This window comes from Sorangium sp. So ce128 (assembly GCF_051525245.1).
In the GTDB taxonomy this organism is placed as follows: Bacteria; Myxococcota_A; Polyangia; order Polyangiales; family Polyangiaceae; genus Sorangium; species Sorangium cellulosum_B.
The window spans coordinates 612,193-626,943 of sequence record NZ_CP150313.1; the positions used below are offsets into that span (position 1 = coordinate 612,193).

The 14,751-nt window shown below is 72.8% G+C and carries 12 protein-coding genes; 6 read left to right on the forward strand and 6 right to left on the reverse strand.

Annotation, left to right across the window (positions count from 1 at the left end; translation table 11 throughout):
* Positions 1-2: 2 nt before the first annotated feature.
* From WME82_RS02465 to WME82_RS02475, 3 genes are all read right to left on the reverse strand, one after another.
* A complete protein-coding gene (locus WME82_RS02465; protein WP_438041516.1) occupies positions 3-1,448 on the reverse strand; it encodes an Ig-like domain-containing protein in 1,446 nt (481 codons plus the stop codon).
* A 95-nt stretch (positions 1,449-1,543) separates the two neighbouring features.
* Complete coding sequence (locus WME82_RS02470; RefSeq protein ID WP_438041517.1) at positions 1,544-2,800, reverse strand: serine/threonine-protein kinase; 1,257 nt, start codon at positions 2,798-2,800, stop codon at positions 1,544-1,546.
* Entirely contained in the window at positions 2,797-3,750 is a 954-nt protein-coding gene (locus tag WME82_RS02475; protein WP_437715344.1) for a LysM peptidoglycan-binding domain-containing protein, read from the reverse strand. The genes WME82_RS02470 and WME82_RS02475 overlap by 4 nt, the downstream gene beginning before the upstream one ends.
* A gap of 153 nt (positions 3,751-3,903) precedes the next feature.
* Here WME82_RS02475 and WME82_RS02480 point away from each other — a divergent pair, with 153 nt between their 5' ends.
* A complete protein-coding gene (locus tag WME82_RS02480) occupies positions 3,904-4,926 on the forward strand; it encodes an OmpA family protein (RefSeq protein WP_438041518.1) in 1,023 nt (340 codons plus the stop codon).
* A gap of 35 nt (positions 4,927-4,961) precedes the next feature.
* Here WME82_RS02480 and WME82_RS02485 read toward each other — a convergent pair whose 3' ends face one another.
* Positions 4,962-6,503: an ArnT family glycosyltransferase gene (locus WME82_RS02485; RefSeq protein WP_438041519.1), complete on the reverse strand. Its 1,542-nt coding sequence runs from the start codon at positions 6,501-6,503 to the stop codon at positions 4,962-4,964.
* Complete coding sequence (locus WME82_RS02490; RefSeq protein WP_437743940.1) at positions 6,496-8,154, reverse strand: helix-turn-helix domain-containing protein; 1,659 nt, start codon at positions 8,152-8,154, stop codon at positions 6,496-6,498. The genes WME82_RS02485 and WME82_RS02490 overlap by 8 nt, the downstream gene beginning before the upstream one ends.
* Positions 8,155-8,410: 256 nt before the next feature.
* On the opposite strand from WME82_RS02490, the gene WME82_RS02495 reads away from it, so the two are divergent.
* The 5 genes from WME82_RS02495 to WME82_RS02515 all read left to right on the forward strand — a co-directional run bounded on the left by WME82_RS02495 (position 8,411) and on the right by WME82_RS02515 (position 13,706).
* Positions 8,411-9,634, forward strand: a complete 1,224-nt coding sequence (locus WME82_RS02495; protein WP_438041520.1) for a DUF1015 domain-containing protein — start codon at positions 8,411-8,413, stop codon at positions 9,632-9,634.
* A 33-nt stretch (positions 9,635-9,667) separates the two neighbouring features.
* Positions 9,668-10,105 carry a rhodanese-like domain-containing protein gene (locus WME82_RS02500; protein WP_437743942.1) on the forward strand — a complete coding sequence of 146 codons (438 nt, stop codon included), beginning with the start codon at positions 9,668-9,670 and terminating at the stop codon, positions 10,103-10,105.
* Between the two features lie 95 nt (positions 10,106-10,200).
* The gene (locus WME82_RS02505; protein ID WP_437743943.1) at positions 10,201-10,911 is read left to right on the forward strand and encodes a glycosyltransferase family 2 protein; all 711 of its coding nucleotides are present in this window, start codon (positions 10,201-10,203) and stop codon (positions 10,909-10,911) included.
* 285 nt (positions 10,912-11,196) lie between these two features.
* Positions 11,197-13,341 carry a HAMP domain-containing sensor histidine kinase gene (locus WME82_RS02510; RefSeq protein ID WP_438041521.1) on the forward strand — a complete coding sequence of 715 codons (2,145 nt, stop codon included), beginning with the start codon at positions 11,197-11,199 and terminating at the stop codon, positions 13,339-13,341.
* The gene (locus WME82_RS02515; protein WP_012233064.1) at positions 13,338-13,706 is read left to right on the forward strand and encodes a response regulator; all 369 of its coding nucleotides are present in this window, start codon (positions 13,338-13,340) and stop codon (positions 13,704-13,706) included. Before WME82_RS02510 ends, WME82_RS02515 begins: the two co-directional genes overlap by 4 nt.
* On the opposite strand, the gene WME82_RS02520 is transcribed toward WME82_RS02515, so the two are convergent.
* Positions 13,694-14,695, reverse strand: a complete 1,002-nt coding sequence (locus WME82_RS02520) for a squalene/phytoene synthase family protein (protein ID WP_437861725.1) — start codon at positions 14,693-14,695, stop codon at positions 13,694-13,696. The genes WME82_RS02515 and WME82_RS02520 overlap by 13 nt on opposite strands.
* Between the last annotated feature and the right edge of the window lie 56 nt (positions 14,696-14,751).

The window sequence follows — 14,751 nt, forward strand, 5'->3', positions numbered from 1 at the left end:
CCTCAGGCCGCGCGCCGCCGGCGCCTGAGGCCGCCCGCGAGCGCGGCGAGCGACAGGCCGGCGGCCGCCCACGCCCGGCCGCCGGCGCTCCCGCGCGGCGCGCCCCCGGCCGCGCGGCAGGCGCAGCCGCCGTCCTCCTCCGCGAGCTCGCCGCCGCCTGCCGGGGCCTCCGGCTCGCCGACGCCGAGCCCTCGCACCGCGATCATCTGCACGGGTCGGTCGGGGTCGTTGGACTCGACGAGGACGGTCGCCGCGAGCTCGCCGCTGGCCTTCGGCGCGAAGCGGATCGCGAAGTCGATCTCCGTTTCTGGGTCGATCCCGAGCGCCGCGTCCGCGAGCTCGAAGCTCTCCGGGTCGTCGGTCGTCACGACGGCATCGAGCAGCGCCTCCCCCGCGTTCGACAGCCGGACGAGCTCCACGTTGGCCTGCCCCACCTCCACGGCGCCGAAATCGATCTCCTGCTTGTCCAGCGCGAGGTCCGGGAGCGGAACATGGACGCGCTCGCTCTCGAAGACCCATTCCCGCTCGGTGAGCGGAAAGGCGAGCGGGATGTCGGCGAGCGGGATCGACCACGAGCGGCCCAGCAGGCTGACGCTGAACGCGGGGACGAGGTGGAGCGTGCCGTCGTACCGCACCGAGCCCTCCGGACGAACGTTGAGCTCGACCGACGGGCCTCCCAGGTAGTCCACGGAGGAGGCTCCGCCTTCGGAGGTGATGTCGCCTCCGCTCACCGTCGCCTGATCGAGCGTCTCGATGGCCACGCGATGGGTCGTGTAGCGGGCCGCGACGTCCATCGCGATGTCGAGCTCGAACCTCCCGTCGATTTCGGGGATCGAGCCGCCGATGAGGTCGCCGAGCGATACGGACGCAACGCGCTGCAGCGCGGTGGAGCTCTCCAGCGTGATGCCCGGCTCCCAGCCCCAGGCGTCGAACTGCTCTCGCGCGTGCACCTGGAAATCGATCTGGGGCACATAGGGGATATCCCCCGTCCAGTCGAAGTCCTGGCCCAGGACGGAAATGCTGATACGTCCCTGTGCGCTGACATCGAGTCCAACATCGCAGCTGAACGCGCCTCCATCCGGGGCGCCTGGCGCCATGAGCGCGAGCGCCTCTGGCCACGACGCCTCGAGCGCTCCGTTCAACGAGACCTGGGTGTCGGCGTAGACCGCCGCCCCGAGGCTGACTTGGAGCGGTGAGCCCGGCGGGACCCAGCCTGTATCGAAGTCGAGCTCGAGCGGGATGGCGTCTTTGCGCTGAAACGTGAGCGGTCCCCGCGCGCACTGGAGCGGGTCGTCCGCGCATGGCACGGCGAGCGAGTCATAGGCCGAAGCGGCCGCGGGGGCGAGGAGGGCGAGCGCGGCGGCGACGCAGGGGAGAGCGCGCCGCCGCCGGGGCCGAGCAGAGCGGAAGGCCGCGAGGGCAGCGCCGCCGGACAGCAAGGAACGCATGAGAACGATTACCACGATCCTCGCGCTCCACGCCATAGCCGCAGCCCCCCGATGGCGGCGCGCCAGGCACGTCCCAGCTGCGTTCCTGCGGCGTGCTAGCGCGCCCCGAACAGCGTGCCGACCACGATGCCGGCGGCCGCGCAGAGAATGGCCACCACGGTCCAGAGGATGAGCTCACGCGATGTGCCGCCCGCCGTCGGAGCAGGGCCAGCGGGCGTCTCGCGGACCACCGCGGCCGTGCGTTCCGGCAGCGCCCTCCTCACCGCGCTCGCCACCGCGCTCTCCGGACGCGTGACCGGATGGCCGACGTGGCCAACATGGCCGACGCCCGGGGCGGAAGCGCCGTCCTGGAGGGGCGCGGCGTAATCCAGGCCGGTCCGCTCGAGCGCGAGATCGGTGATCGAGACGGCGTCCGCGAGGCTCGCGGGGGTGTGGTGCACGACGCGCCGTTCTTCCCGGCAGGCGCGCAGGGCGTCGGCGAATGCCCTGGCGCTCGGGTGCCGCTCGGAAGGGCTCTTGGCGAGGGCCCTCAGGATGACGGCCTCCAGGCCGGCCGAGATGAGCCCGGAGCGCTCGCTGGCGCGCGGCGGCAGCGGCTGCTCGGCGATCTGCGCCGTCATCACGGCGATGGGCGTCCGCTTGCTGAACGGCACGGCGCCGACCGCCATCTCGTAGAGGATGCAGCCGAGCGCGTAGATGTCGCTGCGCGGGTCGACGTCCTCCCCGCGCACCTGCTCCGGCGCCATGTACTCCGGCGTCCCGAAGATCATGTCCTTCTCGGTGAGCCCGGTCGTCTGCTGCTCGCCGTGCACCACCTTGGCGAGCCCGAAATCGACCACGCGGACGCGGCCGGCGAAGGGGGACGGCGCGGCGCCCGCGTGCCCGTGCGGGCGCTCGATGAGCACGTTGGCCGGCTTGAGATCGCGGTGCACCACGCCCGCCGCGTGCGCGGTCTCCAGCGCGGCGCAGATCTGCAGGGCGATCTCGATCGCCAGGTCGATCTCGATCGGCGCGTGGTCCCGCAGGAGCTCCTCGAGCGAGCTGCCGTCGATGTGCTCCAGCGCGATCACGAGGAGCCCGCCCTCCTCGACGAAGTCGAGCATCCGGACGACGTGAGGGCCCTCGACGCGCTCCAGGATGGCGGCCTCCCGGTGATAGCGCCTGAAGATCTGGGGCGTGCCCGAGAGGTGCCTGTGGATCACCTTCAGCGCGACGCGCTGGCCGTCCTCGTCGCGGGTGGCGCGGTAGACGACGCCGGAGGCCCCCTCGCCGATGACGGACTCGACGGTGTACCGCGACGCGACGCCGTGCCCGGCGGGCAGGCGATCGGGCGCGGGCTGCTGCGAGGTCACCGCCCACCGCCCGCGTCCGCGGGGATCGGCGGCGCGGGGTCCGGCGAAGGCGCCCTGAGGTGCAGCTCCGTCGACGAGGTGCAGGCGCGCACGATCTTGGGGCTGAGCTCGATGGGATCGAGCCGCGCGGCGGGGTCGGCCTCGCGCCACGCGGCGCACGCGGTCTCGGCGAGCCCGGTGGCGTCGAGCGCGACGTAGGCCTCGAGCAGGTGCCGCTGCACCGTGGCGATCTGCACCCGGGCGAGATCGCCGTAGCCGAGCAGGCGGCTCGCCCGCGCCACGGCGTCGATGTAGCGGCCGCTCCGCACGTCGCCGGCGAGCTGCGGCAGCTCGGCGTCGACCCGGCGCTGGGCGTCGCGCGCGCGGCCGGCCCCCTCGGAGCGCACCAGCGCGCCGGAGCTCGCGGCCTCGGCCTTGCCCTGGGCCGTGAGCGGCAGATCCGTGAGCGGGACGAGGATCACCATGCCGCGGCGCAGCGGGTCCTGCTTGAGGTGGTTGTACTTGTCGAGCATCCACGCGTGGTCCCGCTTGCCCAGGAAGCGATAGGCGATGGTGAGCAAGGTGTCGTGCTGGCCGACGACGTACCGCAGGTTGTACGGCACGATGATCTCCTGCCCATCGGTCGGCTCGAGCCAGGGCCACGTGTCGTTCGAGAGCGCGAGGACGTCGCTCCGGTCGGCGGTGCCGAGCAGCCGCTCCGCGAGGATCGCCCAGGTCTCGCCCGCGGTGACGCGGTGGTGGCCCAGCGCGGGCACCTCCAGCCGCAGGCCGGGCATGATCGGCACGCCGGCGCCCGCGTCGAGCGCGTTGGCGGCGACGAGCACCTGCTCCATCTGCACGCGCCCGTAGGTGCGCTCCGCGATCTGCGCGAGCGTCTCGCCCTCGCGGACGACGTGCGGGAACGCCGCCGCGGCGCTGCCGACCAGCGTCGTCGCCGCGAGGGCGCCCACGGACAACCAAGCTCGCCGAGACATCACGCCGCCGAGGGTACCAGGGGATCGCGCGCTGTGGGACGGCTCGCGACCGCTCGCGCGGCGGCGCGCGGGGAACGTTTGCCACGATTTCGTCGCGCCCGTGGTTTCGTGCCAGAGTGCGCGCGACGCATGAAAGACACGACGACGGCCGGCAGGATCCCGACGTGGCTCTCGCGGCGCTCGCCTGCGGCGGCGCGGCTCCTCGCGGCCGGCCTGCTCGGGCTGGCGACGCCGGGCTGCCTCGTCCGGCAGGGGCTGTACGACGAGGCGCGCGCGGAGATCCGGAGAGAGCGCGACGCGGGTGACAGGGCGCGGGCCGAGGCCCAGAGCGCGCGCGCCGAGGCCGCGCAGCGGTCCGCGCAGGTCGCCGCCATCGAGGAGGAGCTGGCGCGCCTTTCGGACGACCTCCGGGCGCGCGATCTCAGGCTGTCCGAGGCGACGACGGCCGAGGCAGGGCTCGCGCGGCGGCTCGACGAGCTCGCCGCCATGAACCAGGAGCTGTCGGCGCGGCTCCGGAGCGCCGGGCAGAGCGTGGGGCAGCTCGCCGGGGAGCGGGGCAGCCTGTCGGTGGAGCTCGCGGAGACGCGGGCCAAGCTCGACGATCTGCGCCGGAAGCAGGCGGCGGCGGAGGCGCGGGCGGCCGGGATCCGCGACGCCGTGGACCGGCTGAAGGGCGCGGCCTCCGCGGGGAAAATCCGTGTCGCGCTCCGCGCCGGGCAGCTCGTGATCGAGGTGCCGAGCGACGCGCTGTTCGCCGCGGGGAAGGCCGAGATCCAGCGCGAGGGGCGCGCGGTGCTGGCCGAGATCGCCGCGGTGCTCCGGACGATGCCGGAGCACAGGTTCCAGGTCGCCGGGCACACCGACGACGGCCGCGACGCGAAGAGCAAGAAGGCGAAGGGCGCGCGCTCCCCGTCGAGCTGGGAGCTGTCGTCGGCCCGCGCGGTGGCGGTGGTCCAGGCGCTGATCGCGGAGGGCATGGCGCCCGGGAGCCTGTCCGCGGCTGGCTACGGGGAGTTCGCGCCAGCGGCAACGAACGTCACGGCGGAGGGGCGGGCGAAGAACCGGCGGATCGAGATCGGCCTGGTGATGGACCAGGAAGCGTTGGAGAAAGAGAAAGCAGGCGGCCCGAGCGGGGCGCCGTCAAAGCCCTGACGGGTCGCCTCCAGCGTCTCCGGGCGCCGCCTGCGTCACGTCATCGATTCACCCGCCGGCTCCCCAGCCGCCTCCCCTCGCCGCAGCGCGCACGCGGCGAGGATGCACAGCGCCGGCGTCACGACCATGTGATACCGGTCCTCGCCGAAGAACACGGCGTGCGTCAGCGCCACCGACGCGACCGCGAACGCCAGGTAGCCGACGACACCCCCGTTCGCGGGCCGGCCCGGCAGCGGCAGCGCGGCGATCAGCGGGATCGCCACCGCGAGCGGCCAGAACGCGTGCTCGTCGCCAAACACCCCGAGCGCGACCAGCCCGAGCACCGCCGCGAGCGCAAGGAGCTGCGCGACGAGCTCCCGCCGCGGCCTCCGCCGCGGCATCGCCACGACCCCGAGCGCCGCGGCGGACAGCAGGCCGAGGTGCGACGCCGTGAGCACGCGACGCCCCGCCGCGCGCCGCTCCTCGGGCCACGCCGCAGGGTTCGCCTCGCCGAGATAGCCGATCGGGAACGACTCGTGATCGAAGGTGAAGCCCAGCTTCCTCGGGATCAGGGCCAGCCAGCGACCTGGATCATCCTTGATCCACTGAAGCCCCGCGGCCATCCAGCAGTGGTCCTGCGCCACCTGGCCGCGCGCGATCGGGCAGCCGTCGCCCGCGCGCAGCGTCTCGAAGCGGCCCGTCGCGCGCGGGAACGCGCCGATGGCGAGGTTCCAGCCGCCGTTCGTCGAGACGAGCGCGCAGCCGTCCATCACGCGGCAGTTGCGGATCGTCCACGGCGCCACCACCGCGAGGGCCGTCGCGGCCGCGAGCGCCGCCGCGAGCGCGCCGCGTTTCCACGCGGCCGCCCCTCCAGACGCTGTCGCCGCCGCTCCTCCGGATGCGGACGCCTCCGGGCCGCGCATGGCCAGCAGCGCGAGCGCCGGCGCGCAGAGCAGGCTCTGGGGCCGCACCAGCGCCGAGAGCCCGAGCGCCACGCCCGCGAGGACGGCGCCGCGGGCCGGGCGACCGCGCGCGGCGTCGCGCGCGAGCAGCCAGGGCGCCGTCACCAGGCCGAGCGCCGCGAGCGGCTCCGTCATGACGAGCGCCGCATAGACGATGAGCCCCGGCGAGAGCGCCGCGAGGAGCGCCGCCACGCGGGCGCGCGCCGGCGTTGTCGCGTACCGGGCGAGGCGGTGGACCACGACGACGAGCAGCGCGCCGGTCACCGCGTTCGCGACGGTCGCCGCGTGCGGCCCGGCGCCGAACAGCCGGTAGACGAGGGCGAGGAACCCGCTGTAGCCGACCGGATAATGGCACCACGGGTGCCATACCGCCTGGCCCCCGACGATGAGATCGTCCGAGTAGCCGAGCCCGGCGGCGATGCGGCGCGCGCCGAAATCGTAGTAGTGGCCGTCCCACACGGGCTCGCGCGCCCACGCGATCGCCACGTAGAGCCGCGGCAGCAGCGCGAGCGCGAACGCGAGCGCCGAGAACGCGAGATCCCCGCCGGCGCGCTCTGACGTGCTGCACGTGCCGCACGTGCCGCGCCCGCCTCCGATCCGCGCCGTCCCGTCGCTTCCGCGCGCCGCCTCAGCCATGCGGCTTGGCGCGCGAGCCGGCAGAGATCTCGCGCAGGCGACGCATGTAGGTCTTCGCCACCTGCGCCGGATCGAGCCGCAGGTACTTGGCAATTTCCTGAATGAATCCCTGTACGTAGACGGTCGCTGGCAGGTCGCCTATCGCCTCGTTCTCGATCGCCTGGAGGTGCGCCAGCGAGATCTTGGTCCGCTGCGAGATGTCGGTGAGCTCGACCCCCTGCGACTCGCGCACCTTGCGGAGCAGCGCGCCGCTGAACTGCGTCTCGGCGTTGATCTCGCGCGCGAGCTCGGCCTGGAGCATGGCCAGCTCGGCCGCGGCGGCGGCGTTCTCGGCGCGCACCGGGCCGAGCTGCGTGCGCGGATCGTCCGGGTAGGTCGAGAGATCGTACGCGCGGCGGCGCACCGGATCGAGGAGGGTGTCGTGCGCCTCCTCGATGCGCGCCTGCTCCTTCTGGAGCACCGCGGGGCTCAGCACGCTGACCACGGGCAGGCTCCCCTCCCGGTAGGTGTCGCGCTGGCGCTTGTAGGCGCGCCGGATCTCGTCGTCAGCGGCCGTCCGCGCGAGGCCGAGCGCCTCGTAGAGCGTCGGCGGCGCGGCGCTCTTCGAGGCGGCGGCGAGGGCGCGGGCGTGCGCCTCGGCCGGGCGGGAGTCGCGCGCGGCGAGCAGCGCGAGGATGCGCCGGGCCACGCGCTCGAGGTTGCGCGCGCTCTTCGACGTCGGGCTGTCGATGAGGAGCGGCTGGCGCCGGCGCGCGGTCAGCCACACCGCGTCGTCGTGCTCGATGTGGCCGAGGTAGTCGAGGGAGATGCCGAGGAAGCGCTCCGAGACGGCGCTCATCGCGGGGCCGAGCTCCAGGTCCGAGCGGTGCCGGGTCTGGCTGACCACGAGGTGCGGCTTCACCCGCGGCAGCTGCGCGGCCGCGAGCGACGCGACCCCCTCGTCGAACCGCTTCACCTCCATGATGAAGTCGCGCGGCGTCGCGAGCGCCGGGAGCGACGCGGCCACCTTCTCCACGAGCCGGATCTTGAAGCGCTCCTTCATGAGCGCCCGGCGCAAGGTGCGCTGGTAGAGCGCGCGGCAGAAGCGGTAGGAGTGCTCGACCGCGAGCGGCTCGGGCGTGGTGGCGCAGATGCCGACGTCGGCGTGCAGGAAGAGGTCGAGCGTCGAGGAGCCGGTCGCCGCGCCGAGGCTGACGATCACGTAGTCGACGTCGAGCTCCTGGATCATCTTCATCCAGTAGGCGGCGCGGCTCGGCCGGAGCGGCGTGGCCGTCATCGGGTCGTACGCGGTCGGGACGAGCCGGAGCCCGGGCACCGTGGTCGCGATCGGCTCGGCCTTGCCCTCCTCGATGTCCTCGCGCGTGACGAGCGGCGGCGCCTCGATCCCCAGCGCGGCGTGCAGCCCCGGGCTGTAAGCGTCGGTGTCGATGATGATCACGTCGCGCCCGAGCTGCGCGAAGTACACCCCCAGGTTGACCGCGAGCGTCGCCTTGCCGACGCCCCCGCGGCCGCCCCCCACGGCGATCACGCGGCGGGATCTCGAGCTGGAGAACGAGGTGATCTCGCCCGGCAGAGGGAGATCGTCGTCCGCCGAGCCGGGCGGGAGGGTCGAATAGCGCGGCGGAGGGTAGGACTCACCGGAGCTGGACAAGGTTCCTCTTCGTGCGGCGCGCGGTGGTGCGCGGGCGGGGTGGTGCGGCGGCGAGCGGATGCGAGCGGCTCGCGGCGCGAGTCCCTCCTAGCACGCGCCGCGCGCGGCCATGAGCGCCGCCGTCGCCGGGGCTCCGTGCCGGTGCCGAGGGCTCCGCGCCGGCGACGAGGGCCGCGCGGTCTGCCCGCCCCGTCGCAGCGGCTCCCGCCGCGCGAGCCGCCTCGACGCGCCCAGGCCGCTGGGCTAGTCGCTCCCCGTGGCTACCGTCCGACCTTTCCGCGCTTACCGACCCCCCCAGGCCCAGGCGGCTCGCGTCGCGAGCCCGCCGTACGACGTCATCTCCACCGCCGAGGCGCGCATCCTCGCGGCGGGAGGCCTGCACAGCTTCCTCCGCGTCTCCCGCCCCGAGATCGACCTGCCCGAGGGGACGGACGAGCACGACGACGCCGTCTACGCCCGCGGCGCGCAGAACCTCGCCGATCTCATCGCGAGCGGCGACCTCGCGCAGGACCCGGAGCCGCACCTCTACCTCTACGCCCAGAGGATGGGTGATCACCGGCAGATCGGCGTCGTGGGCTGCGCCGCGGTCGCCGAGTACGAGCAGGACGTCATCAAGAAGCACGAGAAGACGCGCCCCGACAAGGAGGACGACCGCACCCGCCACATCGAGGAGCTCGGCGCCCACGACGAGCCGGTGTTCCTCACGTACCGCGCCGACGCGGGCATCGACCGCGCCGTCGCGGAGGCCTTGCAGTCGCCGCCCATCTACGATTTCACGACCGCCGACGGCGTCGCGCACAAGCTCTGGGTCCTCGGCCGCGCGGCGACCGCCGACCTCGAGGAGCGCTTCCAGGCGATCCCGACGCTCTACGTCGCCGATGGCCACCACCGCAGCGCCGCGGCGGCGCGCGTCCACAGGAAGCTGCGCGGCGACGGCGGCGAGCACGACGTCTTCCTGGCCGTGGTCTTCCCGCACGACCAGATGAACATCATGCCGTACAACCGCGTCGTGCGGGACCTCGCCGGCCGCAGCGCGGAGGCGCTGCTCGCAGCCCTCGGCGAGCGGCTCGACGTCGCGCCGGCGAGGGACGGCGCGGCCGCCACCCCGGCCGAGCCGCGGGCCTTCGGGCTCTACCTTGGCGGCCGCTGGTACACCGCCAGGGTCCGCCCGGGGTCGTTCGACGCGAAAGACCCGGTGGCCTCGCTCGACTGCTCCATCTGCCAGGACCAGATCCTCGGCCCGATCTTCGGCGTCAGCGACCCCCGCCGGGACAAGCACGTCGATTTCGTCGGCGGCATCCGCGGCGTCGCCGAGCTCGAGCGACGCGTCGACTCGGGCGCGTTCACGATGGCGATCCACCTCTATCCCACGCAGATCGACGAGCTCTTCGCGGTGAGCGACGCTGGGCTGCTCATGCCGCCGAAGAGCACGTGGTTCGAGCCGAAGCTCCGCAGCGGGCTCTTCATTCATACGTTCTGACGAGCGCGCCGCGCCGGGGGTAGACTGCGCCCCATGGCGGACATCAAGCGTGTATCCCCCCAGCAGGCCAAGAAGCTCATCGACGAGGAGGGGTATCTCTACCTCGACGTCCGGAGCGAGCCCGAGTATGCGGCCGGGCACCCGAGCGGCGCGCACAACGTCCCGCTCATGCACGCCGGCGCCGGCGGCATGAAGCAGAACCCCGACTTCCTCGATGTGGTCGGCGCCCTCTATCCCAGAGACGCGAAGATCATCGTTGGCTGCAAGTCCGGACAGCGCTCGATGCGCGCGGCCGAGGCCATGGTGTCGGCCGGCTACACGGCCGTCATCGAGCAACGCGCCGGCTTCGAGGGGCCGCGCGACGCGTTCGGCGCGATCACCGAGCCGGGGTGGGGGCCGGCCGGGCTGCCCGTCGAGACGGCCACGCCTGGCGGCTCCTACGCCGAGCTCCGCAAGAGCGCTGGCAGGTAATACGTCCGGCGCGCACGGCCCGCGGCGCGGCGCCGAGCGTGTTGTCGCGGCGTCGATCGCGTTGCCGGAGACCGCTCGCTCCGCTAGGAATCCGCGTGCTCCACGGTGCGCGCGTCGCAGTGGTCATCCCCGCGCGGGACGAGGCGCGATGGATCTCCGAGGCGGCGGCGTCGGTCCCCGCCTTCGTCGACCACGTGATCGTCGTGGACGATGCCAGTCGAGATGGCACGGCCGAGATGGCGCGCGCGATCGGGGACGAGCGCCTCGAGGTGCTCGTCCACCCGGAGTGCCGCGGCGTCGGCGCGGCGATCGTCGCTGGCTACCGGCGCGCTCGCGCCCTCGGCGCCTCGGCCGTCGCGGTGATGGCCGGCGACGGGCAGATGGATCCGCGCGATCTCCCGCGCGTCGTCGCCCCGATCGCCTCGGGCGAAGCCGATTACGTGAAGGGCGATCGGCTGCGCCACCCCGACGTGTGGCGCGTCATGCCTCTCCAGCGGCTCGCCGCGACGGCGGCGCTCGCCGCGCTCACCCGCCGCGCGGCGGGGCTCGACGCCCTCTCCGACAGCCAGTGCGGGTACACCGCCATCTCGGCCCGCGCGATCGACGCGCTCGACCTCGACGGCCTCTGGCCCCGCTACGGCTATCCGAACGACTTGCTCGCCGCCCTCGCGGCTCGCCGGCTCCGCGTCTGCGAGGTCAGCGTGCGTCCCGTCTACCGCGGTGAGGCGAGCGGCCTGCGCGCGCGCCACGTGCTCACCATCCTTTTCCTGATTGCCAGGAACGCCATAAGGCAGTCCCTGAGCTGATCAGGAAAATCGCAGAACGCCCGCGCGCGGACGGAACGTGTGAGTGGGAGTCGATCGAATCGACACGAGCCGCTGCGCAAAACGGTCGACAACTCGCTCGTTGGTTTCATAGCAAAGCTGCCTGGCGACCTGACTCATCAACTTGGCGCGGAGGGGCTCCAGAGGCGCGAACCCCGCGGCCATGCTTCAACAAGGGGGGTGACGGACGTGGCCATCAGCCGAGCCGCCTGGGCTAGAATCTGGAATCCGGGGAGGTCGCGGACTCTGTCGTTCACGCCTCGGGTCGTGGCCTATGCATTCGGCATCGAGCTGCCGTACAGCCTGCTTGTCCCGGTCGCTCACCTGCGCCTCCTCGGCGTCGTGGACTCGGCGGTCCAGGCGCGGCTACTCGGGCTGATCGGGCTCATGTACCTCGTCAAGACGGGGGGGCTGATCGCGCTTCTCGTCCACATGCTGCGCCCGATCGAGCGCCTGCGGCAGTACGCCGTGGCCCATCGCCTCCAGAGCGGCGCGGGCGTCGAGGACACGAGCAGCGGCGGCGCGGCGCCCCCGGAGGAGGTCGTCCTCGCCGCGGCGAACGCCGCCTACGACACCCCGCTCGCGTTCGCGACGGTCTGGGCCGTGTCGTGGGGGCTCCTGTACCTGCCGGTCACGATGGCGCTCTACTTCATCGCGCCGGACCAGAGCCCCCTCGGCGTCCAGCGCGGCGTCGCGCTGGCCCTGTTCGCGCTGGCCCTGTTCGCGGCCGCGCTGCCGCTCGCCTACAGCATCCTCGGCCGCCTGCTCGCCCCCGCCGCCGGCGTGATCTCGCTCATCGCGCGCGAGCGCGGCCTCTCCATGCCCGGCAAGGGTTACTCGCTCGCCGTCCGCCTCGTGATCCTCGGTGCCTGCCTCGCCATCGCGCCGACGAGCTGGATGGCGGCGATGGTGCTCGGCGAGACGGCGGGGCCGGCCAAGCCCGGCCTGAAGCTCACCCTGGCGATCTTCTCGATGGTCGCGGTCACCTGGGCGCCCGTCTGCGCGGGCTTCCTCGCCGGCGCCCTCGCGGGCCCGCTCCAGCAGGTCGCCGCGGTCATCCAGAAGATCGTCCAGCGCGGCGAGGTCGACCGGCTGGAGCGGATCCCGATCTATTTCAAGGACGAGATCGGCGCGCTGGCGGGCGGCGTCAACGCGATGGTCGATCGCCTGGAGGAGTCGTCCCGGCGCACGCGGAGCTACCTGGCGGAGCGCGAGCGCCTGCTGCAGGACGCGGCGCAGCGCGCGGCGCAGCTCGGGGCCGTGCTGGACAACCTCGTCGAGGGGGTGTTCGCGTGCGACCGCCAGGGCCGGCTGACGATGATCAACGCCTCGGGGCTCAGGCTGCTCGGCCTCTCGGGCCGCTCGGAGCAGGCCGGCCGGATGATCGAGGAGGTGATGGACCTCGGCCGGGTGCGCCACAGCGACGGCCGCGCCTTCACGCGCGACGAGCTGCCCATGGTGCGGGCGCTCGCCGGCGAGACCATCGTGCAGGAAGAGCAGGTGCTCGCGGACGGCCGCGCGGGCCGCGACGTCTTCCTGCGGACCAGCGCGGCGCCGATCCGCAGCGAGGGCGGGGCGGTCCTCGGCGCGGTCGCGGTCGCCCGCGACGTGACGGAGCTCATGGAGCTCGATCTGGTCAAGGATCAGTTCATCCGGGTCGGCGCGCACGAGCTCAAGACGCCGGTCGCGATCATGAAGGGATACGCGCTCGCGCTCCTGCGCAACACGAACGATCTGCCGGCGCCGCGCCGCAAGATGCTGGAGGCCATCGACCGCGGCGCGGACAGGATCAACCGCATCGTCGACGATCTCCTGGCCATCTCGCAGGTCACGCTCGACGTGCTCCAGGTCTCCGAGGAGGACGTCGATCTGAAGGAGCTCGTGCAGGAGTCGGTCGATCGCGTCGCGAAGTCGGCGAGCCGCCACCGGGTGCGGCTGTCGCTCGACGCCGAGCGGCCGCCCGTCGTGCGCGCCGATCCGGAGCGGCTGCGCCAGGTGCTCGCGAGCCTCCTCGACAACGCGGTGAAGTACTCGCCCGACGGCGGCGACGTCGACGTGACCGTCGCCGTCGCCGAGCGCGCGCCGGCGTCGTCGCCGCCGTCCTCCTGCGACGCCGCGCTCTTCTCGCAGCGGCACGGCGCGGCGCCGCGCTTCGAGGCGGTCGTGTCCGTGCGCGACCAGGGCGTCGGCATCCCCGCCCACAGGCAGGAGCGGATCTTCGAGCGCTTCTTCCGCGCGCACACGGACACCCGACACGACTACGGCGGCATGGGAATAGGGCTGTTCCTTGCGAAGGACATGATCACCCGTCACGGCGGCCGTATCTGGTTCGAGAGCGAGGAGGACAGCGGCAGCACGTTTTATTTCACCCTTCCACTCAGCAGCGAGGCCCCCGCGGCCGATCGACGATGAGCGACAGACACGCAAAGACGGTGCTCCTCGTGGAGGACGACGCGGATCTCGTGGCGCTCGTCTCCCTCGTGCTCCAGGAGGACGGCTACCGGGTCAAGATCGCGTGCAACGGCCGCGAGGCGCTGGCCAAGCTGGAGCACGACCTGCCGGATCTCATCCTGCTCGACATGAAGATGCCGGTGATGAACGGCCCGGAGTTCGCGCGCGAGCTCGAGGTCCGGCACGGGCGTCAGGCGCCCATCGTCGTGCTCACCGCCGCGGCGGACGCGCACCGGCGGGCGGCCGAGGTCGGCGCGGACGCGTGGCTCGGCAAGCCGTTCGAGCCGGACGCGCTCCTCTCGACGGTAAGGCGTTACACGGGGTGAGCGCGGAGGAGCTGCCGCCGCTCGGCGAGGTCGCGCCGCACCTCGGCCCAGTACCGCGCGGGGAACCGGCGGTGATCGAAGCCGGTCGCGCGGAACACCCGTGTGATGCGGGCATAACGGCGCAGGCTCCACTCCCTCATGATCTGGAGCGAGGGGTGGAGGCCGCGCGCCTCGATGAACGGCGCCGCCCGCGCGTAGAGCGCTGGCATGACCTCATCGAGCCAGTACCGCATCAGGGCCTGGTATCCGGGCGTGTCGACGCACCGTCCGGAGATCACCTGAGCGCGCGTGACCCCGTGGCGCGCGAGCTCCTCCTCGGGCAGGTAGCAGATGCCGCGATCGGCGTCCTCCTGCATGTCCCTCAGGTTGTTGAAGAACTGATCGAGCCGGCCGAACTCCCCGGCAGCGTCCCAGTGCTCCTTCGTCAGGAACGGAACCAGCTGAAAGATATGGCCTGACAGCCGCACCAGCATCGTGTCGTGCTCCTTCAGGGTGCGGATGAGCAGGCTGGGCGCGTGGTAGTCGGCGAGGGCGAGCAAGTAGGCGTCCCAGGCGGCGAGCGAGCGCGGTTGCATCTCGTCCAGGTCGGGACGATCGAGCGCGGGGCGGCGGAGCCACAGCGCGTGGATGGCAGAGAGCTCGCGCGCGAAGGGGCAGCACGGATCGACGAAGCCGCAGGAACGGACGCGCCTCCACGCCACCATGAAGCGGCTGAATCGCCGCGCGTGGGGCTCGATGCGCTCGTTCTCGGCGAGGCGATCGACGATCCGGATCCAGCGGATGCGATCGAGCCACGCCCGCTTCACGTCGGGCGCGAGGCCGAGCACCCACGCGGCGTTGTCCTCGTCTTTCAACGCGTCGTCCGACAGGGCGCGATAGTGCGATGAGCCGACGATCGCCGAGATCGGCTGGTAGGGAGTCCGCTCCGATGCCGGTGCGGCAGCGGGCAGGTAGGGCGGTCGAGAGGAGATGTGTTGAGTAGGTTTCACGATGTCGAGTGCCGCACGTTGAACGTGCTTGTCGCCGGTGTGTCGCCCTGGCTTCG